Raw genomic sequence first — 21,029 nt, forward strand, 5'->3', positions numbered from 1 at the left:
CTCCAGGAGGTCGGCGAGGGCGTACGCGCCGAGGGCGTGGCCCTGCTCCGCGGACTGGCGCAGCCAGTACTCGGCGGCGGGCTCGTCGCCGCGCTCGCGGTGGTGGCGGCCGAGCGCGTGGGCGGCGGGCGCGGAGCCCGCGACGGCGGCCACCCGCCACCAGCCGGCGGCCTCCTCCGCATATCCCCGCTGGTGCAGCAGGACGCCCAGGTTGTTGGCGGCGGCGCGGTCGCCCTCGGCGGTGGCGCCACGCAGGTAGGGCTCGGCGCCGTCGAGGTCACCGCGGCGCAGCAGCAGCGCGCCGAGCACGCTCATCGAAGCGGCGTCGCCGTTCTCGGCGGCGCGCCGGTGACGTGCCTCGGTCTCGGTCTCCGTCTCGCTCTCGGCGGTGGTGGTGTCGACGGCCGCATCGACGGCCTCCGCGGCCTCGATGATGTCGTCCGCGGCCCGTCGGGCATGCCGCTGCACAAACCGCCCTGTCTCCAACAGAGTTGCCCTGTCCCCCATAAAAACCATCGTCGCACCACCCGCAACGCGCGTACACCTGGTATACCGCAGCCAGTGAGGTCACTTCAGCGTTTTGTCGACATGCCCACAGAGAGACAAGTCAAACACGTCTGGCCCCAACTCACCCCCTCTCCACCGCTCTTCGGGGCGTCGCGCGACCCCGTGACACAACGACAAGGGCCCGGATCCTGAAGGATCCGGGCCCTTGTTCGCAGTAGCGGGGACAGGATTTGAACCTGCGACCTCTGGGTTATGAGCCCAGCGAGCTACCGAGCTGCTCCACCCCGCGTCGGTTCCTTAAAGGTATCACGACGCGGAGTGGGGCCCGAACGGACGGGTCAGCCGCTCGGGGGGCTCGTCGACGGGCTGGTCGACGGGTTCGCGCTCGGCGGGCTCGTGGACGGCGTCGCCCCGGGCTTCGGCGCGTCACCGCCCGGCTTCTGGTCGCCCGGCTTCTGGTCGGACGGCGTGAGCTTCGCGCCGGCCTCCGCCGCCTTCTGGAGCGCCTCCTGCAGGGCTTCCTGGGCCTTGCCGTAGGCGGCCCAGTCACCCTTCTGCAGCGCCGCCTCACCGTCGTCCATCGCCTTCTGGGCGTCGGCGATGGCCTGCTTCAGCGCGGCGTCGTTCGTCGTCGGCGTCGTCGGCGGCTTGGTGCCCGGCTGCTCCGGCTGCGGAGGCGTGGTGCCCTCCACCCCGAAGACGGCGTTCAGCGCGTCGGTGAGGTTGTCCTTGAACACGGTGGTGTCCTTGGTCGTGTCACCTTCCGGCTGGTCCGCGTCGACGTACGAGACGGCGACCTTCTTCAGCAGCGGGTAGAGCGCGTTGCGACCCTGGGCGTAGACCGGCTCGACGTAGAGGAAGCCGCCGTCGAGCGGGACCGTGAGCAGGTTTCCGTACTGGATGTCGGAGTCCGCGCCCTTCATGTCCCGGACGAACTGGGCAACGTCCGGGAGGCCGTTGAGCTTGCTCTGCACCTGCGCGGGACCGGGGACGTCGGAGGTCACGCGCAGCAGCTCTATCCGCCCGTAGTCCTTGCTCTTGGCGTCGGCGTCGACCGCCATGAAGCCGCCCAGGTTGGGCCGCCCGTTCGGGGTGAACGTCGTCGTCAGCGAGAAGCGCTGCTGGCTGTCCCCGGGCATCTTCAGGCTCAGGTAGTACGGCGGAACCGCGTTGCCGTCCTTGTTGGTCGGGTCGTCCGGCACCTGCCAGGCGTCCGAACCACTGTAGAACTGCGCCGGGTTGGTGACGTGGTACCGGGTCAGCAGCTCACGCTGGACCTTGAACATGTCCTGCGGGTACCGCAGGTGCTGCATGAGGCTGTCCTTGATCGCCTCGCGCGGCTCCACGGTGTCCGGGAACGCCTTCATCCAGGTCTTGAGGACCGGGTCCTTGGTGTCCCACTCGTAGAGCTTCACCGTGCCGTCGTAGGCGTCGACGGTGGCCTTCACCGAGTTGCGGATGTAGTTGACCTGGTTCTGCTGGGCGACCACCGCGCGCTGCTGGTTGCCGACCGTCAGCGCGTCGGCCGTGGTCTCCCCCAGCGTGGTGCGCGAGGCGTACGGGTACCCGTTGGTGGTCGTGTACGCGTCGACGATCCACTGGATCCGGCCGTCGACGACCGCCGGGTAGGCGTCGCCGTCGATGGTCAGCCAGGGTGCGACCGCCTCGACGCGCTCCTTGGGCGTGCGGTTGTAGAGGATCCGCGAGCCCTCGCCGATGGCCCCCGAGTAGAGGATCTGCGGCTCGCTGAACGCCACCGCGTACGCGGCGCGGTTGAAGGTGTTGGAGAGGTTGACCCCGCTGTCGCCCTTGTAGCTGGTGGTCTTCTCGCCGTTGTCCTCGTAGTCGAGCTCCTTCTGCGGGCCGCCGACGATCGAGTACTGGTCGGTCTTCTCGCCGTAGTAGATCCGCTGCTCGTACGGGCCGAGCTGGCCCGTGGTCGGCAGTCCGGCCTCGGTGAAGATGGGCGAGCCGTTGGCGTCCGTCTGCGTACCCGTGGCCATGATCGCGCCGTAGCCGTGCGTGTACGTGAAGTGGTCGTTGATCCAGTTCCGCTTCGGGATGCCCTTGATGTTCAGCTCACGCAGGCCGACGACGGTGTCCTGGCCCTGGTAGCGGTCGACGTCGAGGGTCGTCGGGAACTGGTAGTACTTCCGCTTCTGCTCCAGCTGCTGGAACGTCGGCGACACGATGTTCGGGTCGAGCAGGCGGTACTTCGCCGCCGTGTCCGCGTCGGCGCGCAGCGTGTCCTTGTTCTTCGTCGTCGACTTGCCGGAGTAGTTCTCCGGCTTGGTCGAGTCGATGGCGTACGCCTTGCGGGTCGCGTCGATGTTCTTCTGGATGTACGGCGCTTCCTTGGCCTGCTCGTTCGGCTGCACCTGGAACTTCTGCACGATGGCCGGGTACAGGCCGCCGATCAGGATCGCCGAGAGGACCATCAGGCCGAAGCCGATCACCGGCAGCTGCCAGGTGCGGCGCCAGAGCGTCGCGAAGAAGAGCACGGCGCAGATCGCGGCGATGCAGAAGAGGATCGTCTTCGCCGGCAGATAGGCGTTGGCGTCGACGTACCGCAGGCCCGTCCAGTTCCCGGCCGCCTTGAAGTCGCTGGACTTCACGGCGAGGCCGTACCGGTCGAGCCAGTACGCGACGGCCTTCAGGGAGACGAAGACACCGAGGAGCACCGAGAGGTGCCCGGTCGCCGCGGCGGTGGCGCGGGCGCCGGGGCTCGTGACGCGCAGCCCGCCGTACAGGTAGTGCGTGAGGGCGGCGGCGATCAGCGACAGGATCGTGGCGGCGAAGCCGAAGGCCAGCAGGAAGCGGTACCAGGGCAGGTCGAAGGCGTAGAACGCCACGTCGAGCCCGAACTGCGGGTCCTTCTGGCCGAACGACACGCCGTTGACCCACATGAGCCAGGTACGCCACTGGCCGGAGGCCGAGGCGCCCGCGATCAGGCCCACCAGGGCGGTGATCGCGAGGAGCACCCACTTCTTGTACGGCGCGAGGCCCATCCGGTACCGGTCGAGGCTCTGCTGCTCCAGCGACATCGCGCTCAGCGGCGGCCGCAGCCGGTGCGCGAGCCAGATGTTCAGCCCGACGGCGAGCGCCATCAGCAGACCGAAGACGGCGAAGAGGCCGATCTTGGTCCACAGCGTGGTGGTGAACACGGACGAGTACTGGACCGAGCGGTACCAGAGCCAGTCGGTCCAGAACCCGGCGAACATGACGAAGACCATGGCCAGGACGGCGAGCACGCCCAGGGTCATGAGCAGCGTGCGGGCGCGCCGGGACGGCCGGCCGACTCTGATCCTTGGCCCGGACGGACCTCCGCCGCCTCCGCGGTCCGGCATCTGGAAAGCCAACGTGCGCCCCTCGGGTTGATGCGTCGATAAGCAGGCCCCGCGATCGTAGAGCCCACTGATGCAACTTACTGAGGCTTTACCTAGTTCCCGTCTTCGGGGGCGGAGGAGGCAGGATGTTGTCCATGTCCAACGTTTCCCCCTCCGGCACCCCCATGGCCGCCAGCCCCCTCACCCGCGCGGTGCTCGAGATCGACGAGTACGCCTCCGGTCTCGGCTGGGACCGTCCGGCCCGGCTCTTCGCACTGGTCGACACCGCCCGACTGCGCGCCCAGGAGCCGGGGCTCGCCTCCCAGCTCGGCCTCGAAGGCGCGGAGGCGGCCGCCTACACCCCCATCGAGCAGGACGAACTGCCGAAGGGGAAGCCCCTCGACGACTTCCTCGGCACCATCGCCTGGCCCGACGCGGTGGCCGGCTGCGCGCTGACCGTGGAGCGGCTGATGCTCCCGCCGTCGGCCGAGGCCTCCGTGCCCGAGGGCCTGAACGAGGCCGCCCTGGCGAAGTGGGTGGCCAGGCACCCCGACCGCCAGGAGGTCCGGATGACGGTGGCCGTGCTCCGCAACGGCGCTCGGGAGGCGGCGATCCGGCTGCGCGCGAAGGACTCGCCGAACGAGGTCCTCACGGGGGCCGACCTGGTCCCGGGCCTCGCGGAGGCCCTGGCGGCGACCTTCGAGTCCTGAGCCGCGTGCGGACGTGAGAGGGGCGCCCCGGTCACCGGACCGGGGCGCCCCTCTCGTCGCCTTCTCGTACGGCCTTCTCGTCAGGCCTTCTCGTCGGGCCTGCCCGTCAGGCCTTCTCGTCGGCCTTCTCAGCTCTTCGAGCAGCTGGGCAGGTTCTTCGTGTCGCCCTTGCGGATCTTCTCCAGCGACTTCGTCGCGTCGTCGATGGTGTCCACCTTGACGAGGGTGAGGCCGTCGGGGATGTCGGAGGCGGCGGTCTCGCAGTTGTCGGCCGGGGTGAGGAAGTACTCGGCGCCGGCGTTGCGGGCGCCGACGAGCTTCATCTGGATGCCGCCGATCGGGCCGACCTTGCCCTTGTCGTCGATGGTTCCGGTACCGGCGATGAACTTGCCGTCGGTGAGGCTCTCCGGGGTCAGCTTGTCGACGATGCCGAGCGCGAACATCAGACCGGCGCTGGGTCCGCCGACGTCCGCGAGCTTGATGTCGATCGTGAACGGGAAGACGTGGTCGGTGCCCGCCTGGATGCCGACGATCGCCCGGTCGCCCTCCGGCGACTTCACGGTCGTGACGGTGACCTTCTGGGTGGCGGTGGGCTCCTTGCCGGCCTTCTCGGCCGCGGCCGCCTCCTTGGTGGGGACGATCGTGAACTCGACCTTCTCGCCGGGCTTGTGCGTGGTGACCTGCTTGGCGACGTCGCCGGGCTCCTTGACCGGGACACCGTCCACGGCCTTGATCACGTCCCCGGCGTGCAGGGCGCCCTGGGCGGGGCTGTCCTTGACCACGGAGGCGACGACGACCCGCGTGGTCACCGGGATGCCCAGCTCTCCGAGGGCGGCGACCTTGGCGCTCTCCTGGGACTGGCTGAACTCCTCGGCGTTCTCCTGGCTCGACTCCTCCTCCGTCTTCCCGTCCGGGTAGAGGGTCTCCTTGGGGACGACCACGTTGTCGTGGGCGAGCCAGCCGTAGACCGCCTCGACCGCGTTCATCCGGTAGTCCGCGCTGGTGACGCGGACGGTCGTCATGTTGAGGTGCCCGTCGGTGGGGTACGTCTTGTGACCGGAGATCTGGAGCACCGGCTCGCCGCGGGCCTCCCCGAGGGTGTTGACCGTCGGACCGGGGCTCATCTCCGCGTACGGGACCGGGACCAGGACGCCCACACAGAGCAGGGTGATCAGGACCAGAGTGGAGGCGAGCATCGTCGCGGTGCGGCGTGGCATGGAACGACAGTACGGGACCGGCCTGTGAGTGCACCCGTGGGGCGGGTCCGTACGAGGCGGGCCGGCGAGCGGGGCTCAGCCGGAGACGTGGCTACTGCGTACGGCGGACGGGGGCGCGGCCGCGGCCGGGGCCATCTCGATCTCGGGGGTCAGCTCGCGGGCGGCACCGTCGATGCCGGCGTGGGAGCGCTCCATGGCGTCCCTGAACCGTGCGTAGCCGGCGAGCTCGGCCACGTCTCCGATGGTCTTGCTCCTCTGGGCCCAGCTTCCCCATATCGCCGCGCCGACGACTGCGAAAAGCGGAATCAGCAACCACGCGAGCGCTGCCATCCCGACCTCCCATCCCCAATGAGCGACCGCAACCGACCGGAACCGGTCGATCAGCAGAGTAACGATCTGCAGCATCAACGCTGCTGCCAGGGGGCCGGTTACGCAAATCGGGCGTTCGACTACAACGCGTCGGCGCGGCGCCTTGCTAACAGGCGCCGACCCACTCCTCGGTGCCGTCGGAGAACCGCTGGTGCTTCCAGATGGGGACCTGGTGCTTGAGGTCGTCGATGAGCTTGCGGCTGGCCGCGAAGGCCTCGCCCCGGTGGGGGCAGGAGACGGCCACGACGACCGCGATGTCGCCGACCTGGAGGTCGCCCACGCGGTGGACGGCGGCCAGGGCGCGGACCGGATGGTCGGCGACGACCTTCTCGGCGACCTTGCGCAGCTCGTCGAGGGCGGAGGGGTGGCAGGAGTACCCCAGCTCGTCGACGTCCGCCCCGCCGTCGTGGTTGCGCACCGTGCCCACGAAGAGCGTCGTGCCGCCGGCCGCGTCGTCGCCGACGGCCCGGAAGACCTCGTCGAGCGAGAGCGGGGTGTCGCGGATCGCGAGCAGCTTGATCGGGTCGGCCGCCGTCTGCTCGCCGGGGTGGTCGTGGGTGCGTGCCATGGAGCCCATGGTGCCGCACCGGACGGACATCGTGGAATAGCGTTTTCGACCGGTGGACCCACCCCTCCGTAGGAGGGTCCTACAGTCCGGCCCAGTGGCTCTGCGCTACATCCCGCGCCGCTTCCGCATCTGGCGGACCAGCGCCGCCGTGCCGAGCAGCGCCACCGTCGCGCCGGCCGCGCCGGCCGCCGTGGCGTCCTTGCGGCCGAGCCTGCGGCCCGCCACCGTGTGCCGGCCCTCGACCTCCTCCAGGAGCGCGGCGAGCACCTCCTCGTTGGTCCACTTGGGCCGCCAGCCCGCGTCGTGCAGCCGTCCGACGCTGACCACCCAGGGGTGCATCGTGTACGCGAGGTCCCCGGCCGGGGAGGGCGTGAGCCCGATCCGGTGGAGCCGGGCCGCGGCGCCGAGGGCGACGGCGGAGGGCAGCTCCATGCGCCGGATCCCGGAGAGCTCCTCGACCTCCTCCTGCTCCAGCCAGCCCTCGCAGCCGACCGCGAACTCCCCCTCGACCTTCTCCAGGGCCGCGTACTCCAGGGCACTGACCAGGTCGTCGACGTGGCAGAACTGCCAGGTGGGGCGGGACCCGGCCACCACGAGCAGCCGGGGCGACTCGAAGTAGCGGGTCAGGGCCGTGTCCGTGCCGCCGACCAGGACGGCCGGCCGGACGACGGTGACCTGGAGACCGGGGTGGGCGCGGGGCGCGCGGCGGCCGAGCCGCTCGATCTCCAGCATGTCGCCGACGCCGGTGGCCTCGGCGGTCGCCCGCAGCTCGGCGTCCTCGGAGAGCGGGATGTCGTTGTCGGGCAGCGCGCCGTAGACCATCGCGGAGGTGCAGAGCACCACCCGGTGCACGCCGGCCGCCGCGGCGGCGGTCAGGACGGTCTGCGCGCCGCGCACGTTGTAGGCCGTTCGGGCGGCGGCGTCCGACTCCAGGTCGAGGTCGAGCGCGAGGTGCACGACCACGTCGGCGCCGCGCAGCTTCTCGGCGATGGCCGGGTCGCGGACGTCGAGGATGTGCCACTGCGCCTCGGAGACCTCGCCGCGGCGCTCGTCGATGGCGATGACCTGCTTGATCTCCTCGGACGCGGCGAGGCGCCTGGTCAGCAGGTCACCGACCCCGGAGGCGGCGCCGGTGACCGCGACCACGGGGCCGCGCCCGGCGGACCGGGTTGACATGTTTCGCGGTGCGCGAACCTGAGGATCTGGGGAACTCACCGGGCGTCTCCAGCGGTTGTCTTCAGTACGTACCCGAATGACGCGTACGTACCAGGTGGCGTCCATCCTGCCGCAGGCCACGGCCCGGCGGAGCACCGAGCCCAGATCCGGCCCGGATGTCTACGCTGGTGGTGTGGAGTCGGGCATCGAGCCGCGCCAGGAAAGCCGCCGTCGGCAGGAAGCCGGCGGCCCTACGAGCCGAGGAAACCTGTGAGTGACACCCCATTCGGATTCGGCCTTCCGCCGGAGGAGCCGGACAACGGCGACGAGGGCAAGAAGAAGGACCCCGCCGGAGGTGGCCAGGGGTCCGGTGGCCAGGGCGGCGGCAACCCGTTCGGGGCCAATCCGTTCGGCTTCGGCGGTCTGCCGGGCATGGGCGGACCGGGCGGCGCGGACAATCCCTTCGCCGCGATGTTCGGCTCGCTGAACCCCAACGACCTGGGCGCGGCCTTCCAGCAGCTCGGCCAGATGCTCTCGTACGAGGGCGGCCCGGTGAACTGGGACATGGCCAAGCAGATCGCCCGCCAGGTGGTCGCGCAGGGCACGCCCGACGGCGTCAAGGACGCCAGTGTGGGTCCGGCGGAGAAGGCCGCCGTCGAGGAGGCCGTGCGGCTGGCGGACCTGTGGCTGGACGGCGTGACCTCGCTGCCCTCCGGCGCGAGCACGGCCGTGGCGTGGAGCCGCGCGGAGTGGGTCGAGGCGACGCAGCCTGCCTGGCAGCAGCTGGTCGACCCGGTCGCCGAGCGGGTCGGCACGGCCATGGGCGATGTGCTGCCCGAGGAGATGCAGGCCATGGCGGGCCCGCTGATCGGCATGATGCGGTCGATGGGCGGCGCCATGTTCGGCCAGCAGATCGGGCAGGCCATCGGCGCGCTCGCGGGTGAGGTCGTCGGTTCCACGGACGTCGGTCTGCCGCTGGGTCCGGCCGGCAAGGCGGCGCTGCTGCCGCTGAACATCGAGAGCTTCGGCAAGGACCTCGGCGTCCCCAAGGACGAGGTGCGGCTCTACCTGGCCCTGCGGGAGGCCGCCCACCAGCGGCTCTTCGCCCACGTCCCGTGGCTGCGCTCGCACCTGTTCGGCGCGGTCGAGGGATACGCGCGCGGGATCAAGGTCGACACCTCGAAGCTGGAGGAGGCCGTCGGCCAGCTGGACCCGACGCACCCGGAGCAGCTGCAGGAGGCGCTCCAGCAGGGCATGTTCCAGCCCGAGGACACCCCGGAGCAGAAGGCCGCGCTCGCCCGTCTGGAGACGGCGCTCGCGCTGGTCGAGGGCTGGGTGGACGCGGTGGTGCACGAGGCCGCGAAGTCCCGGCTGACCTCGGCGGACGCGCTGCGTGAGACGCTGCGCCGACGCCGGGCGAGCGGCGGTCCCGCCGAGCAGACCTTCGCCACGCTGATCGGGCTCGAGCTGCGTCCGCGCCGGCTGCGGGACGCCTCGCGGCTGTGGGCCTCGCTCACGGACGCGCGGGGTGTCGACGGCCGCGACCACCTGTGGGAGCACCCGGACATGCTGCCGACGGCGTCCGACCTGGACGACCCGGACGGCTTCGTCCACCGGGAGCAGCTGGACTTCTCGGAGCTCGACAAGATGCTGGGCGAGGCGGCCGGGGGCACCACCCCGAAGCCGGAGGGCGACGACGAGAGCGACGGCGAGAAGTGAGCCTGCACGACGACGCGGTCCTGGTCCTGAAGGAGTACGGGGACCAGGAGGAGCTGCGCGGGGTCTATCTGGACCACCTGGCGGCGTACCCGGACGCCATGTGGAAGGCGTGCGAGGCCGGTCATCTGACGGCCAGCGCGCTGGTGGTGGATCCGGAGCGCGGCCGGGTGCTCCTGACGCTGCACAAGAAGCTGGGCCTGTGGCTGCAGATGGGCGGTCACTGCGAGCCGGGTGACGCGACGCTGACGGAGGCGGCCCTGCGGGAGGCGACGGAGGAGTCCGGGATCCCCGGTCTGACGCTGCTGCCGGGTGGCCCGGTGCGGCTCGACCGCCATCCGATTCCGGCGCCGTGCAACTGGCACCTGGACGTGCAGTACGCGGCGCTGGCACCGGCCGGGGCGGTGGAGGCGATCAGCGAGGAGTCCCTCGACCTGCGCTGGTACGCGTACGACGAGGTGGCGGCGGTGGCCGACACCTCCGTCGTGCGGCTGATGGAGGCCACCCGCGCGCGGCTGTGATCGGCTGCTGCGGACAGCGGTAAGGGGCGGTCGCCCGGGCGACCGCCCCTTACCTGTGCCGTCGTGCGGCCGCTCAGTTCCAGGCGTTGTTCTGGTTCTGGGCGTGCGAGCCGTGCTGGCCGGCGCCGAACTGGGCGGCGAGGCCCTGCCCGATGGCGGCGTTCTGCGGCGGCATGACCTCGCTCGGCTGGACCAGGGCGAAGCCCTGCCCGAGGAAGTTGAGCTCCCAGCCCTCGCCGGTGTTGCCGCGCCGGCGGCGGACGCTGGAGTTCGTCGTCTGCGACTGCATCTGCACCCGCAGCCCGGTGGACCAGGCGACGATCGCGTCCGCGTCGACGTTGACGTACTTGTCCGGCGTGACGTGCATCATCAGCGGCTGACCGGAGGTCATCAGGGCGACCTTGCCGCGGCCGGAGATGTTGAGCTGGTACTTGCCGGTGCCGGAGACGCCGTACTGGCTGTCCACGGCGATGACCTCGGTGTGCAGGGTCGAGTCGAGCGCCAGGACGTAGGAGCTGTCGACGGTCAGCCCCTCCTGCTCGACCTCCACGACGTGGATGTACTGGGCGAGGTTGGCGAAGTAGACCGTGCCCTGTCCCGAGCAGCGCATGAGGTCAAGGCCCTCACCGGTGCGGGCCTGGGCGCGGCGCTGGCTGGGCGTCTTGTACTCCCCGTCGAAGTCGAGGAGTCCCTGGTAGGCGACCATGGCGCCCTTGCGGGCGAGGACGTCGTCCGACCCCGTGAGGGAGACCCGCAGCATCTGCGGGTTCTGGATGACGTACCGATCCTGGCTCTGCTGCTCGGCGTAGTTGAAAAGCGGGCTCTGCATGGTGTGTTCTCGCTCCCCCTCAGCCCCGGATCCGCAGGCGGTCGGTGCTGTCCTCGCTCGGCTGTACGACGACGATGCCCTGGCCGGAGAAGGCCATCTGGTACGCCTCGCCGCTGCCCCGCCCGATCAGGGAGGAGGCCTTGAAGCTGCGCTTGCCCTTGACCTTGAGCGCCGGCGACCAGGCGACGAGCGCGTCGGGGTCGACGTACGTCTCGTCCTCGCCGCGGCCGCAGTCGACGACGATCGGCGTGCCGCGCGAGGTCAGGGCGACCCAGCCGGTGCCGGCGATCTCGACGTTGAACAGGCCCTGTCCGGCGAACTTGGCGAGGCCCTTGACCTTCTCGACGCCCCACTGGAGGTGCGCGTCGAAGGCGAGCAGGTTGGTGCCGTTGACCGAGAGCGAGTCGTTCTGGAGGTTGATCACGACGACGTCCGCGCCGTAGTCGGCGAGGTAGAGCAGTCCGTCGCCGGAGCACTTCATGATGGGCGCGCCCTCGCCGGTCATCCACTGCTGGGCGACCTGGCGGGCGGCGGGCGGGTTGGGCTCGTAGGTGACGAAGCCCTCGTAGGAGACCATCGAGCCGGTGCGCGCGTAGAGGTCCTGGCCGGAGGCCATGGCGACCTTGAGCATCGCGCGGCCGTGGTTCTCCATCCTGGCCGCCATCGGGGTCGGGGCGAAGCCCGCGAGTTGCTGGTTCATTTCTTCGGGCTCCCTCAGACCTCGTAGGGCTGGACGACGATGAAGTTGCCGGGAGCGCCCCGGAACTGGAGGTTGACGGTCTCTCCGCTGTGTCCGGGGTACGCGTTGCGGCGGAGCCGGACCTGGCTGGAGAGGATCACCTGGGCCGCGGACGACCAGGCGACGACCGCGTTGCAGTCGGCGAAGGTGGTCGGCGTGACGGGCAGGACGACGGGGACGCCGTGCGTCTTGACGACGACGGTGCCGGTGCCCTGGAACTGCATGGTGAACAGGGCGCCGCCGGGGATGCCGTGGCCCTCGATCCTCCGTACTTCGTACTGGAGGGACTCGTCGAAGGCGAGCACGTTCTCCGCGGAGACGCAGATGCCGTCGCCCTGGAGCTCGATCGGGTGCAGGTGGGCGCCTTCCTCGGCGAGGAAGACCTGGCCGCGGCCGGTGCAGCGCATCAGCTGCATCTCCTGGCCGGTCGCGTTGCCGACGATGCGGCCGGTGAACCCGGCCCCCTTGTGGCTGAAGTCGACCTTGCCCTGGTACATGACCATGCTGCCCTGGCGGGCGAGGACGGGGTTGCCGCCCATCTGCAGGTCGACCCGCATGAGCTGCTGGTTCTGCGGGGTCCAACGGGAGCCCGTCGGCGTCTCCTTGTACGGCTGGAGCGCGGCGGCGAGCCCGGCGCCCGTGGCCGGAACACCCTGCGGGACGCCTGCCGGCTGTCCGTACGGGGCCTGGCCGGGGGCCTGACCGAACTGCGGGGCCGGGGGCTGCCCGTACGGAGCCTGGCCCGGGACCTGGCCGGGTACCTGGCCCGGGACCTGGCCGAACTGCGGCGCCTGGGGCGGCTGGCCGTACGGCGCGGGCGCCGGCGCCGGGGCGGGCGGGGCCATCGGGGCGGCCATGGTGGGCGCCGCGTGCATGGGCTGGACCGGGGCGTGCGGTGCCGGAGCCGGTGCGGCCGGCGGGGCGCCGAACTGCGGGGCCGGCTGGGGCACCTGGGGCGCGGCGGGCGCGCCGAACGCGGGCGGCGCGGCGGCCTGCGCCGGCGGGGCGAACCCGGGGGCGGCCTGCGCGGGCTGCGCGGCGGGCTGCTCCTCGGCGACCTCGCCGCCGAAGTTCCGCAGCAGCGCGTCCAGGCCGCCGTCGAAGCCCTGGCCGATCGCCGCGAACCGCCAGACGTCCTTCAGGTAGAAGTCGCCGAGCATGACGGCGCGCTCCGTGGAGAACTCCGTGCCCGTGAACGGGTAGCGGACGACCTCTTCGCCGCCGGCCACGATCCGGATGTAGCCGGGGCCGATCTGCGACATCTGGCCGGCGCCGTCGATGGTCGCGGTGAACGACAGCTTGTGGATGTTCGCCGGGATCCGGTCCAGCGTGACCCGGAAGGACTCGGTGTCGCCCGACTGGGCGCCGAGCAGCTGGATGGACTCCTCCGGGGACTTCGGCTGATTGAAGAAGATGAAGTACCGGTCGTCCGAGAGCTGCTCGTTCGCGTCGAGACCGAAACAGCTGATGTCGAAGGTCAGTCCGGGCGCGCTGATCTGTACGCCCACGTACAGGTCCGTGCCCGGTGTCAGATCACTGATCTTGGCCTTGTGGCCGCGTTGGAATTCCCTGGCCATGCGTAACGACCGTCCCCCATCCCGAAATGTGGCTGCGTCGCGTCAGGCTATCGGCTGTGAACGACATTGAGCCAAGCCGGTACGAATTCGGTACAGGACCCGCGCGGGTCCGCCGCTACTCTCCGCGCGCGGCGGGGAGGTGGGGCAGGCGGTCCGCGGCGACGACCCCTTCGAGGTAGCCCCGGGCACGCTCGGTGCGCGGGTAGGCCTCCAGGAGCCGCCAGAACCGGGGTCCGTGGCCGGGGACCAGGAGGTGGGCCAGCTCGTGGACGAGGACGTAGTCGACGACGTACTCGGGCATGCCCTGGAGCCGGTGCGAGAGGCGGATGCTGCCCTCGGAGGGGGTGCAGGAGCCCCAGCGGGTGTTCTGGTTGGTCACCCAGCGCACGGACGCCGGCCGTGCCCGGCCGCCGAAATACTGGTCCGACAGGCGCTCGGCGCGTTCGGTGAGCTCGCTGTCCCCGAGGAGCCGCTTGCTCTCCTGGGCGGCGAGCTTGTCCAGCATGACCGTCACCCAGCGCTGTTCCTCCGCCTCGGACATCCGGGCCGGGATGAGCACGATGGTCCGGTCGCCCTCGCGGTAGGCGGAGACGGTTCTGCTCCGCCGGGAGCTTCTGCGGACCTCGACGGCACTCGTCCCCGAACCGCGGGGCGGCTTGTTGGTCACGCTGCGCTGTGGGTCGGCGGGCACGGCCCCGACGTTACCCGCTGTCAGCGGGGGAAGTCCTGCCTCCGGGACGGTTCGGCGGCGATCCGGTCACACCCTGCACCATTTGAATGATTAGCTCCCCGCCCCTGTGGACAACTTTCCGCATCCGGTTCGACGCCCGGGCAATCTGTCGCTCGGGCGAATGAATCGACGATCAAGATCACGGGGGCGGAAATGCATCCGATGCTGAAACCCGCGCTGCGCAGGGCCTGGCGCGATCTGCGGAGCGTGCAGTTCGGAGCCACGTCCGCGCACGCGGTCGTGGTGGGGCCGATCGACACGGCCACGGGCAGCCTGCTCGGGCTCCTCGACGGCACCCGTGGGGTCGAGCTGCTGCGCGCCGAGGCCAGGGCCCTCGGGCTGCGGGACGGCGTGCTGGAGGAGCTGCTCGGGCGGCTCGCCCGGGCGGGGCTGATCGCGGACGCCTCGGCGGGCAGGCCGGGCATGACCGGCGCCGCCGCCTCCCCGGACGACCCGCTCGACCCGCTCCGCGCCGACCTCGCCTCACTCTCCGTGGCCCATCCCGAGCCGGACGGGGCGTTGCGGCGGGTGACCGCGCGGCGGGCGGCACGGGTCCAGGTCCGGGGCACGGGACGGGTCGGCGCGATGGTCGCCGCGCTGCTCTCGGCCTCGGGCGTGGGCCGGGTGGACGTGCTGGACTCCGGCGCGGTCCGGCCCTGGGAGGTGGCGCCGGGCGGACTGCCCGCCGAGGCGGTGGGCGAGCGCAGGGCCGCGGCGGCGCACCGTCTCGTGGCGCGCTCGGCGCCCGGGGGGCGGCCGCCCCGGCCACTCCGGCGGGTCACGGGTGAGCTCGGCCGGGAGCCGGGACTCTCCCTCGTCGTGGTGACGCCCCGGGACGGCCTCGCCGCCTATCTCCCCGACCCGGTCCCCGCCGAGGGCTGGATCGCGACGGGCACCCCGCACCTGTACGCGGGGGTGGTGGAGGCCACGGGAGTGGTCGGGCCGTTGGTACTGCCCGGCGGGACGGCCTGCGCCCGGTGCGCGCAGGAGGAGCGGACGGACCGCGAGCCTGCCTGGCCCCGCATGCTCGCGCAGTGGCGCTCGGGCCCGCCCGCGCAGGTGCCGGCCTGTGATCTGGGTCTCGCGGCGACGGTCGCCGGGCTTGCCGCGGCCCATGTGCTGGCCTTCCTGGACGGCGAGCTGCCGTCGAGCACGGGAGCCCGTTGGGAGGTGTCGCTGCCGCTGCTGGAGTGGCGCGTGGAGCGGATGAGGCCGCACCCGGCGTGTCCGTGCGGCGCCGGACGCCGCGGAGAGGGGGAGCATGCCTCGGGGGCCGGAACGCCGCAGGACACAATGGCGGGGTAACGGTCCTGTGTGGCACGGCAGTCTGGGATTTGGAGGGGCGTATGTCTGATCTTCCCCGGAAGGCGGTCACCCGGACCGCAAGGTTGGCCGCGTTGCCCCTCGGCTTCGCCGGACGTGCCACCTGGGGCCTGGGCAAGCGGATCGGCGGCAAGTCCGCGGAGCTGGTCGCCCGCGAACTGCAACAGCGCACGGCCGAGCAGCTGTTCAAGGTGCTCGGGGAACTCAAGGGCGGGGCGATGAAGTTCGGGCAGGCGCTGTCCGTCTTCGAGTCGGCCCTCCCCGAGGAGGTCGCCGGGCCCTACCGGGCGGCACTGACCAAGCTTCAGGACGCGGCTCCCCCGATGCCGACCCGCACGGTCCACGCGGTCCTCGAGGAACGGCTCGGTGAGGAGTGGCGCGAGCTGTTCCTGGAGTTCGAGGACAAGCCGGCGGCGGCCGCCTCCATCGGTCAGGTGCACCGGGCGGTGTGGCACGACGGCCGCGAGGTCGCGGTGAAGGTCCAGTACCCGGGGGCGGGCGAGGCCCTGCTGTCGGACCTGACCCAGCTCAGCCGGTTCGCCCGGCTGCTCGGCCCGCTGATCCCGGGCATGGACATCAAGCCGCTGATCACGGAGATGCGCGACCGGGTCTCCGAGGAGCTGGACTACGCCCTGGAGGCGCACGCCCAGCAGAGCCACGCGGACGTGTTCGCGGACGATCCCGATGTCGTGGTGCCGCGCGTGGTGCACCAGAGCGAGCAGGTCCTCGTGACCGAGTGGATCGACGGGATCCCGCTCTCGGAGGTGATCGCGGACGGCACGCAGGAGCAGCGGGACCGGGCGGGTCAGCTCCTGGCCCGCTTCCTCTTCTCCGGTCCGGCCCGCACCGGGCTCCTGCACGCGGATCCGCACCCGGGCAACTTCCGGCTGCTGCCGGTCGGCGGGGACGAGGAGGACGGTCCGGAGAGCTGGCGGCTCGGCGTCCTCGACTTCGGCACGGTGGACCGGCTGCCGGGCGGGCTGCCGGAGACGATCGGCACGTGTCTGCGGCTGACCCTGGAGGGCGACGCCGAGACGGTCTACGAGCTGCTGCGCGAGGAGGGCTTCGTCAAGGAGTCGATCGACCTCGACCCGGACGCCGTGCTGGAGTACCTGCTCCCGATCATCGAGCCGGCCGAGGTCGCGGCGTTCGGTTTCGCGCGCGGCTGGATGCGGACCCAGGCCGCCCGGATCGCCGATCCCCGCTCCCCCGCGCACCAGCTGGGCAGGCAGTTGAATCTGCCGCCCTCGTACCTGCTGATACACCGTGTGACGCTGAGCACGATCGGCGTGCTCTGTCAGCTGAACGCCACGGTGCGGCTGCGGGACGAGCTGGAGGAGTGGCTGCCGGGCTTCGTCGAAGCGCAGGCGGAAGCGAAGGCAGAGGCGGAGGCAGAGGCCGAGCTCGAAGCGGAGTGAGGCGAGGGCCGGCCGGCCGTCACCACCAGGTGGAGTCGAGCCTGCCCTCGATGGAGCGGATGTTCTCGCGGGCGCAGCGGTCGCAGATGTACTCGCGGCTGCCGTTCTCGACCGAGCAGGTCCAGGTCACCGGGAGCGTCTCCGCGGTCGTGCCGCAGCGGGCGCAGACGATGGGCTCCTCGGGATGCCGGGCGTCGTTCATCTCTCTGACGATAGTCCGACAAGGGCCGGTGCGCGCCGCAACGCACCGCGGGGGCCGGTCCGTTCGGACCGGCCCCCGCGGGGATCTCTCGGATCAGTGCATGACGGCCATGGCCAGCGCGCGGCGGGCGCGCAGCGACACGCGCTCGGCGCGCCGCTGCATGCGCCGAGCGGCGACCAGGCGCACGGCCTGGCGTTCCGCTTCGGCTTCCCGCCGGCGGTCGTGCATATGCGCACGAGCCAGGGCTTCTGGAATGAGTTGCATCTCACGGGTCCTGTTCTGACGCGAGGCGTTCGCGCCGGTGATGGTGACGTCTGGGGTCGCGGAGCCGGAGGGCTCGCTGGTGGAAGAGGTCATCGGGGCCTGCTTCTGGGGATCGTGCGTGAGGGGTCGGTCGATGGTGCCGCTGACGTTCATGCCGCGACCGGGTTCTTGCGCGGGCGACCACGCGGCCGCTTGCGGGCGACGACCACGCCCTGGACGAACAGCTCGCCGCCCCAGACGCCCCACGGCTCACGACGCTCCTGCGCACCGGCGAGGCAGGCCTCCATCAGCGGGCAGGTACGGCAGAGGGACTTGGCGTACTCGACGTCCGCCGGGGACTCGGCGAAGAAGACCTCCGGGTCGTACGAACGGCAGGGGACGGGTACGCCGAGGTTCTCGATGGCGTCGTCGAGCGCGGTGAGCGCGGTGAGGGGGGTCAAGGTGGAGTCCTTCGTGAGGCCGGGCGGGATGATCGTTTCGGAAGGCGGTACGGACGGGGCGTGCGCTTCGAGTTGCACGGTGGTGTTTCCTCGTCTGGTCGTTCCGGCCTGTTGGCCGGTGTGTCGGCTGGTACCGGTGGTGCTGGTTCCGAGGCCCCTTCGTTCCGTCGCCCCCGTTCGGGGACAAACAGAAGGGCCGCGGATCCCGGGTGGGGTTCCGCGGCCCTGAAGGCGCCGGCCTGATCAGGTCAGGCTGGATCACTCCAGGGTTCGAGCCCACGGAAGGCCCACATCGTGTGGTGCTGCTGCGTCTGCTTCGTCTGGTGTCCGGCACCGGTCGCCGCGAAGGCATAGGCCTTGGCCTTGCCTGCCGCTACTCCTGCTTCCAGTGCCTCGGTCGGTCGCTCGCTGCGCTCCATGACAGGAAGACCCGCAAGATCGGCGGCCGGCCGCAGGGAAGCGGCGGGGGCCGAAATGGCGCCGGACAGACCGGTGCCACGCAGACCATTGCCAAAGAACGCCGAGGCGGAGAGGCCGAGCGAGCAGGCGGAGACGACCGAGCGATCGGTCATTTTGTCGGTGCTGACGAAGCTGACGGTGGTGCTGTTGATGTTGCTGATCACTGGAATCGCCTCCTCTCGGCGTCTCGGAGGGCTCGGTGTGAGCCGGACCCTCATGTTCACTTGGACAAGTACAGCACGAAGACAGGGCTTCGAAGAAGCCGCTGTTTCCGTGGTTAAGAACCTATGGGGCTTGCCGGGGCAGGCGCAAACTATTTTTCCGACGAGTTTTCCTCAGCTCTCCTCGTCGACTCCTCCACCCGTCCCACCTGGCACTTCGCCCGCGCAGAGGGCGAGAACGTCGGCGCCGTACCGGCCCAGCTTGCGCGCGCCCACTCCGGAGATTCCGACGAGTTCCCCGTCGGTGGTCGGCACCCGCTCGGCGATCGCCATCAGGGTCTTGTCGGTGAACACGCAGTACGCCGGCTGGCCGAGCTCCCTGGCCTGCTCGGAGCGCCAGTCGCGCAGCCGCTCGTAGAGACCCTCGTCCATGTCGAAGGGGCAGTCCTCGCAGCGCATCAGCTTCATCTCACCTGCCTCGGTGAGCGTCGCGCCGCAGACACGGCAGCGCACCGGGCCCCGATGCTTGCGCCGGACGCCACCGACGCCGCCCGTGGCGCGCTCGACCGAGCCGCCGCGCACCGCGCCGCCGCTCGCGCCGAGGCCGCCGGAGCCGGGGCGCAGCCCCTGCAGGAAACGCGTCGGCCGGCGGGAGGCACGGCCGCCCGGCGAGCGGGAGAGCGCCCAGGAGAGCGAGAGATGGAGCCGGGCACGGGTCACTCCGACGTACAGCAGGCGACGCTCCTCCTCGACCTGCTCGTCGGTCTTGGCGTACGTGATCGGCATCATGCCCTCGGTGAGGCCGACCAGGAAGACGGCGTCCCACTCCAGGCCCTTCGCCGCGTGCAGCGAGGCGAGGGTGACGCCCTGGACGGTCGGGGCGTGCTGGGCCGCGGCCCGCTCGTCGAGCTCGGCGACCAGGTCGGAGAGGGTGGCATCGGACTTGGCGCGGGCGAAGTCCTCGGCGAGCCGGACCAGGGCGGCCAGAGACTCCCAGCGGTCGCGGACGGCACCGGAACCGGCGGGCGGCTCGGTGGTCCACCCCTTGGTGGAGAGCACCGCGCGGACCTGGGCGGGCAGGCCCTCGGCGTCGTCGAGCAGGGAGTCGTTCCCCCCGGCGCGGGCGGCGCCGCGCAGGGCGATGCCGGCCTCCCGCACCTCCTGGCGCTCGAAGAAGCGCTCGGCGCCGCGCAGCTGGTAGGGCACGCCCGCGTCGGCGAGGGCCTGTTCGTAGACCTCCGACTGGGCGTTGATCCGGTAGAGCACGGCGATCTCGCCCGCCGGGACGCCGGCCGCGATCAGGTCGCGGATCCGCCGGGCGGTTCCCTCGGCCTCGGCGGGCTCGTCGGCGTACTCGGTGTAGGCGGGCTCGGGGCCCGGCTCGCGCTGGGAGACCAGCTCCAGGCGGTGCTCGGCGGCCCGGCCGCGGGCCTGGCTCAGCAGGCCGTTGGCGAGGTGCACCACCTGGGGTGTGGAGCGGTAGTCGCGGACGAGCTTGACCACCGTGGCCTCGGGGTGCCGGGTGCGGAAGTTCAGCAGGTGGTCGGGGGTGGCGCCGGTGAAGGAGTAGATCGTCTGGCTGGCGTCGCCGACGACACAGAGGCTGTCGCGGTCGCCGAGCCAGAGGTCGAGGAGGCGCTGCTGGAGCGGGGAGACGTCCTGGTACTCGTCGACCACGAAGTGGTGGTACTGGCGGCGGATCTGGTCGGCGATGTCGTGCCGGTCCTGGAGGATGGCGACCGTGAGCAGCAGCACGTCCTCGAAGTCGATCACCGAGCGGTCGCGCTTGAGCTGCTCGTACATCCCGTAGATCTGCCCGATCTCGGCCGGGTCGCGGGGCGCCTCACGGACGGACTTGGCGACGACGGCCGGATAGTCGGCGGGGACGGTCTGGGTGACCTTGGCCCACTCGATCTCGCCGGTCACGTCCCGCAGCTCGTTCCGGTCGAGCCGGACGCGGCAGCGCGCGGCGGCCTCGGCGACGAGCTGGACCTTGCGCTCCAGGAGCCGGGGAAGATCGCCACCGACTGCTTTCGGCCAGAAGTACTGGAGCTGGCGGAGGGCCGCGGAGTGGAAGGTGCGGGCCTGTACGCCGCCCGCGCCGAGCTGCCGGAGCCGCCCGCGCATCTCCCCGGCGGCCCGGTTGGTGAACGTGACGGCCAGCACACTGCCGGGCTGGAGTATCCCCGCCCGCACCCCGTAGGCGATGCGGTGCGTGATCGCCCGCGTCTTGCCCGTGCCGGCTCCCGCCAGCACGCACACCGGACCGTGCAGGGCGAGGGCGACCTCGCGCTGCTCCGGGTCGAGCCCGTCGAGCACCGCGTCGGCCGACTCGGGGACCTGCGGGAAGAGAGTGGAGTGCGTTGCTGCTGTCACTCCGCCATGCTGCCAGGTCGCCGGGGGTGGATGCGGCGGGTTGTCCACAGGCCGGGGGCTCCGGTCATACGAATTCGGGAATGCGGGCCGCACCGCGTACGTTCTTTTCCTCGGCACCCACCCCGCGAACAGAGGAGCGCCAGGAGATGCAGGGCACTGTGACGATGTACAGCACCACGTGGTGCGGCTACTGCCGTCGGCTGAAGAGCCAGCTCGACCGCGAGGGCATCGCGTACACGGAGATCAACATCGAGCAGGACCCCGAGTCCGCCGCGTTCGTCGAGAAGGCCAACGGGGGCAACCAGACCGTGCCGACCGTCCTCTTCGCCGACGGCTCGACGCTGACGAACCCCTCGCTCGCGCAGGTCAAGCAGAAGGTCGGCGTCTGAGCGCCCGAGCCCGCCTGGCTGAAAACAGCCCCC

21 protein-coding genes and 1 tRNA gene are annotated in these 21,029 nt (G+C 71.2%); 6 read left to right on the forward strand and 16 right to left on the reverse strand.

The window, feature by feature from the left end; all coding sequences use genetic code 11:
- The 3 genes from AB0E14_RS29960 to AB0E14_RS29970 all read right to left on the reverse strand — a co-directional run.
- Positions 1–516, reverse strand: a 516-nt coding sequence (locus AB0E14_RS29960; RefSeq protein ID WP_362425025.1) for a tetratricopeptide repeat protein, incomplete at its 3' end; no start/stop codon positions are given.
- 206 nt (positions 517–722) lie between these two features.
- Positions 723–796 (reverse strand) — tRNA-Met (locus tag AB0E14_RS29965).
- A 49-nt stretch (positions 797–845) separates the two neighbouring features.
- Positions 846–3,854, reverse strand: a complete 3,009-nt coding sequence (locus tag AB0E14_RS29970) for a UPF0182 family protein (protein WP_362425028.1) — start codon at positions 3,852–3,854, stop codon at positions 846–848.
- A 134-nt stretch (positions 3,855–3,988) separates the two neighbouring features.
- Here AB0E14_RS29970 and AB0E14_RS29975 point away from each other — a divergent pair, with 134 nt between their 5' ends.
- Positions 3,989–4,543 (forward strand): PPA1309 family protein, encoded by a 555-nt coding sequence (locus tag AB0E14_RS29975; RefSeq protein ID WP_362425031.1) that lies wholly within the window; start codon positions 3,989–3,991, stop codon positions 4,541–4,543.
- A gap of 128 nt (positions 4,544–4,671) precedes the next feature.
- Here AB0E14_RS29975 and AB0E14_RS29980 read toward each other — a convergent pair whose 3' ends face one another.
- From AB0E14_RS29980 to AB0E14_RS29995, 4 genes are all read right to left on the reverse strand, one after another.
- Positions 4,672–5,760 (reverse strand): PDZ domain-containing protein, encoded by a 1,089-nt coding sequence (locus AB0E14_RS29980; protein WP_362425034.1) that lies wholly within the window; start codon positions 5,758–5,760, stop codon positions 4,672–4,674.
- 75 nt (positions 5,761–5,835) lie between these two features.
- Positions 5,836–6,090 carry a hypothetical protein gene (locus AB0E14_RS29985; protein WP_362425120.1) on the reverse strand — a complete coding sequence of 85 codons (255 nt, stop codon included), beginning with the start codon at positions 6,088–6,090 and terminating at the stop codon, positions 5,836–5,838.
- A gap of 145 nt (positions 6,091–6,235) precedes the next feature.
- On the reverse strand, positions 6,236–6,697 hold the full coding sequence (locus tag AB0E14_RS29990; RefSeq protein ID WP_362425037.1) for a molybdenum cofactor biosynthesis protein MoaE: 462 nt from the start codon (positions 6,695–6,697) through the stop codon (positions 6,236–6,238).
- Positions 6,698–6,802: 105 nt separating this feature from the next.
- On the reverse strand, positions 6,803–7,912 hold the full coding sequence (locus AB0E14_RS29995; protein WP_362425040.1) for an SDR family oxidoreductase: 1,110 nt from the start codon (positions 7,910–7,912) through the stop codon (positions 6,803–6,805).
- 210 nt (positions 7,913–8,122) lie between these two features.
- On the opposite strand from AB0E14_RS29995, the gene AB0E14_RS30000 reads away from it, so the two are divergent.
- Positions 8,123–9,571, forward strand: coding sequence for a zinc-dependent metalloprotease (locus tag AB0E14_RS30000; RefSeq protein WP_362425043.1), 1,449 nt, complete (start codon positions 8,123–8,125; stop codon positions 9,569–9,571).
- Complete coding sequence (locus AB0E14_RS30005; RefSeq protein ID WP_362425046.1) at positions 9,568–10,089, forward strand: NUDIX hydrolase; 522 nt, start codon at positions 9,568–9,570, stop codon at positions 10,087–10,089. Before AB0E14_RS30000 ends, AB0E14_RS30005 begins: the two co-directional genes overlap by 4 nt.
- A 73-nt stretch (positions 10,090–10,162) precedes the next feature.
- Here the strand turns inward: AB0E14_RS30005 and AB0E14_RS30010 are convergent, their stop codons facing one another.
- The 4 genes from AB0E14_RS30010 to AB0E14_RS30025 all read right to left on the reverse strand — a co-directional run bounded on the left by AB0E14_RS30010 (position 10,163) and on the right by AB0E14_RS30025 (position 13,925).
- On the reverse strand, positions 10,163–10,918 hold the full coding sequence (locus tag AB0E14_RS30010; RefSeq protein ID WP_362425049.1) for an AIM24 family protein: 756 nt from the start codon (positions 10,916–10,918) through the stop codon (positions 10,163–10,165).
- A gap of 19 nt (positions 10,919–10,937) precedes the next feature.
- The gene (locus AB0E14_RS30015; protein WP_362425052.1) at positions 10,938–11,618 is read right to left on the reverse strand and encodes an AIM24 family protein; all 681 of its coding nucleotides are present in this window, start codon (positions 11,616–11,618) and stop codon (positions 10,938–10,940) included.
- Between the two features lie 14 nt (positions 11,619–11,632).
- The gene (locus AB0E14_RS30020; RefSeq protein ID WP_362425056.1) at positions 11,633–13,234 is read right to left on the reverse strand and encodes a TerD family protein; all 1,602 of its coding nucleotides are present in this window, start codon (positions 13,232–13,234) and stop codon (positions 11,633–11,635) included.
- 115 nt (positions 13,235–13,349) lie between these two features.
- Entirely contained in the window at positions 13,350–13,925 is a 576-nt protein-coding gene (locus tag AB0E14_RS30025; RefSeq protein WP_362425059.1) for a M48 family metallopeptidase, read from the reverse strand.
- Between the two features lie 192 nt (positions 13,926–14,117).
- Between AB0E14_RS30025 and AB0E14_RS30030 the strand changes: the two genes are divergently transcribed.
- Together AB0E14_RS30030 and AB0E14_RS30035 are read left to right on the forward strand one after the other, a co-directional pair.
- On the forward strand, positions 14,118–15,269 hold the full coding sequence (locus AB0E14_RS30030; RefSeq protein ID WP_362425062.1) for a TOMM precursor leader peptide-binding protein: 1,152 nt from the start codon (positions 14,118–14,120) through the stop codon (positions 15,267–15,269).
- Positions 15,270–15,310: 41 nt separating this feature from the next.
- Entirely contained in the window at positions 15,311–16,705 is a 1,395-nt protein-coding gene (locus AB0E14_RS30035; protein ID WP_362425066.1) for an AarF/ABC1/UbiB kinase family protein, read from the forward strand.
- Positions 16,706–16,724: 19 nt separating this feature from the next.
- On the opposite strand, the gene AB0E14_RS30040 is transcribed toward AB0E14_RS30035, so the two are convergent.
- The 5 genes from AB0E14_RS30040 to AB0E14_RS30060 form a co-directional block, all read right to left on the reverse strand.
- Positions 16,725–16,907 (reverse strand): hypothetical protein, encoded by a 183-nt coding sequence (locus AB0E14_RS30040; RefSeq protein WP_362425069.1) that lies wholly within the window; start codon positions 16,905–16,907, stop codon positions 16,725–16,727.
- A gap of 93 nt (positions 16,908–17,000) precedes the next feature.
- Positions 17,001–17,324 (reverse strand): hypothetical protein, encoded by a 324-nt coding sequence (locus tag AB0E14_RS30045; protein ID WP_362425072.1) that lies wholly within the window; start codon positions 17,322–17,324, stop codon positions 17,001–17,003.
- Complete coding sequence (locus tag AB0E14_RS30050) at positions 17,321–17,689, reverse strand: WhiB family transcriptional regulator (protein WP_362425075.1); 369 nt, start codon at positions 17,687–17,689, stop codon at positions 17,321–17,323. Before AB0E14_RS30050 ends, AB0E14_RS30045 begins: the two co-directional genes overlap by 4 nt.
- A 170-nt stretch (positions 17,690–17,859) precedes the next feature.
- Positions 17,860–18,234 (reverse strand): hypothetical protein, encoded by a 375-nt coding sequence (locus AB0E14_RS30055; RefSeq protein WP_362425078.1) that lies wholly within the window; start codon positions 18,232–18,234, stop codon positions 17,860–17,862.
- A 171-nt stretch (positions 18,235–18,405) separates the two neighbouring features.
- A complete protein-coding gene (locus AB0E14_RS30060) occupies positions 18,406–20,607 on the reverse strand; it encodes an ATP-dependent DNA helicase UvrD2 (RefSeq protein WP_362425081.1) in 2,202 nt (733 codons plus the stop codon).
- Between the two features lie 146 nt (positions 20,608–20,753).
- Here AB0E14_RS30060 and AB0E14_RS30065 point away from each other — a divergent pair, with 146 nt between their 5' ends.
- The gene (locus AB0E14_RS30065; RefSeq protein ID WP_037937849.1) at positions 20,754–20,996 is read left to right on the forward strand and encodes a mycoredoxin; all 243 of its coding nucleotides are present in this window, start codon (positions 20,754–20,756) and stop codon (positions 20,994–20,996) included.
- Positions 20,997–21,029: the final 33 nt, after the last annotated feature.

The sequence above is a fragment of the Streptomyces sp. NPDC047981 genome, from assembly GCF_040653315.1.
GTDB lineage: Bacteria > Actinomycetota > Actinomycetes > Streptomycetales > Streptomycetaceae > Streptomyces.

Excerpts from the sequence above, each read along its gene's own strand:
- AB0E14_RS29985 (WP_362425120.1), bottom strand. The coding sequence starts at position 6,090 with ATGGCAGCGCTCGCGTGGTTGCTGATTCCGCTTTTCGCAGTCGTCGGC.
- AB0E14_RS30030 (WP_362425062.1), top strand. The coding sequence starts at position 14,118 with ATGCATCCGATGCTGAAACCCGCGCTGCGCAGGGCCTGGCGCGATCTG.
- AB0E14_RS29975 (WP_362425031.1), top strand. The coding sequence starts at position 3,989 with ATGTCCAACGTTTCCCCCTCCGGCACCCCCATGGCCGCCAGCCCCCTC.
- AB0E14_RS30040 (WP_362425069.1), bottom strand. The coding sequence starts at position 16,907 with ATGAACGACGCCCGGCATCCCGAGGAGCCCATCGTCTGCGCCCGCTGC.
- AB0E14_RS30015 (WP_362425052.1), bottom strand. The coding sequence starts at position 11,618 with ATGAACCAGCAACTCGCGGGCTTCGCCCCGACCCCGATGGCGGCCAGG.
- AB0E14_RS30065 (WP_037937849.1), top strand. The coding sequence starts at position 20,754 with ATGCAGGGCACTGTGACGATGTACAGCACCACGTGGTGCGGCTACTGC.
- AB0E14_RS30035 (WP_362425066.1), top strand. The coding sequence starts at position 15,311 with ATGTCTGATCTTCCCCGGAAGGCGGTCACCCGGACCGCAAGGTTGGCC.
- AB0E14_RS29990 (WP_362425037.1), bottom strand. The coding sequence starts at position 6,697 with ATGGCACGCACCCACGACCACCCCGGCGAGCAGACGGCGGCCGACCCG.
- AB0E14_RS30045 (WP_362425072.1), bottom strand. The coding sequence starts at position 17,324 with ATGAACGTCAGCGGCACCATCGACCGACCCCTCACGCACGATCCCCAG.
- AB0E14_RS29980 (WP_362425034.1), bottom strand. The coding sequence starts at position 5,760 with ATGCCACGCCGCACCGCGACGATGCTCGCCTCCACTCTGGTCCTGATC.
- AB0E14_RS29970 (WP_362425028.1), bottom strand. The coding sequence starts at position 3,854 with ATGCCGGACCGCGGAGGCGGCGGAGGTCCGTCCGGGCCAAGGATCAGA.
- AB0E14_RS30020 (WP_362425056.1), bottom strand. The coding sequence starts at position 13,234 with ATGGCCAGGGAATTCCAACGCGGCCACAAGGCCAAGATCAGTGATCTG.
- AB0E14_RS30010 (WP_362425049.1), bottom strand. The coding sequence starts at position 10,918 with ATGCAGAGCCCGCTTTTCAACTACGCCGAGCAGCAGAGCCAGGATCGG.